This is a genomic window from Caldimonas mangrovi (genome assembly GCF_023721835.1).
Taxonomy (GTDB): Bacteria; Pseudomonadota; Gammaproteobacteria; order Burkholderiales; family Burkholderiaceae_C; genus Caldimonas; species Caldimonas mangrovi.
The window spans coordinates 1-989 of sequence record NZ_JAMKFE010000047.1 but is presented as its reverse complement, the minus strand read 5'-3'; the positions used below and the strand labels follow the sequence as shown (position 1 = coordinate 989).

The 989-nt window shown below is 57.4% G+C and carries 1 protein-coding gene; it reads right to left on the bottom strand.

Annotated features, from left to right (window positions below):
* Positions 1-138 precede the first annotated feature (138 nt).
* Positions 139-858 carry a hypothetical protein gene (locus M8A51_RS26170; RefSeq protein ID WP_251781562.1) on the bottom strand — a complete coding sequence of 240 codons (720 nt, stop codon included), beginning with the start codon at positions 856-858 and terminating at the stop codon, positions 139-141.
* Positions 859-989: the final 131 nt, after the last annotated feature.

Below are 989 nucleotides of genomic sequence, written 5' to 3'. Positions count from 1 at the left end.
CGATGCAACAAGGCCGTCTGTAGAGTGGCAGTCTGTTCTCTGTCTCGGCGCAACTTCGATATCTCGTCTATGCAGCAATGATCCATGCAGACCATCAAGTGCTTGACTGTGAGAGGAGTCCCTGTAAGGGGTTATGCGTCACTGCTTGACCGGCGACTGGAAGACTGACCACTTGCCGTCCTTGAACAGATACAACGCCGACGACACACGAAGACGGCCGCTGCTCGCATGAAGATATGCCACGCCGCGCTTGAGCCTCTCAACAGCGTTCCCGTCCGAGGCTGGCACATAGAGAAGGCCTCCACGCTTTGCCACGGAGACGACAAGTCCTTCGGGATGAGCCTTGAGTAGAGATTGCCAGTATGCGCGGTCGAGAAAGTACGAGCTGTTCAAGTCAGGCGATTTGCCGCTGACTTGCATGAGACCGCCTTCCCACGGAGCAGCCTCAGGCTCACCATAGACACGTTTGATGTTCGACAGCGCAAGAGCCAATGCCTCTTCGACGCTCTTGATTCCCAGGCGTTCCAGGTCTTGCGGTGTCGCGTTGATCATCATCTGCGGTCCGTCGAACACAAACCGGATGTGCGTGTCACCTATGAATTCCCATGAGGCCATCTCCATCTCGACTTCTCGACCGTCAGCGAGCTTCGCCTTGAACTTGCCCGTCGGCGAGAAGGCATCTTCTGCTCTGTTCGCGCCCATTGATTCCCGGACCACGACCATGAAGTTCTCCCGGCTTCGCTCCGGCGCGGACGATTGCGCCGCGGTTACGAGGGGTGCAAGCACCAGCGAGAGCAGCAATAGCGCGGACCGAAGCAGGTTTGTCATAGGTGATGGGCGCGAAGAGGTGATGTGCACTTGTGACGCCTAACGAATAGCGTTTATCCGCCGCTGAGACGAAGCAGAAGAAGCAGGCGAAGGCTGCATGGCGGGGGATAAACCTTGTTGAACTGAAGCGCCGCTACGGCGCGGGCATGGGCAGTGTAAGT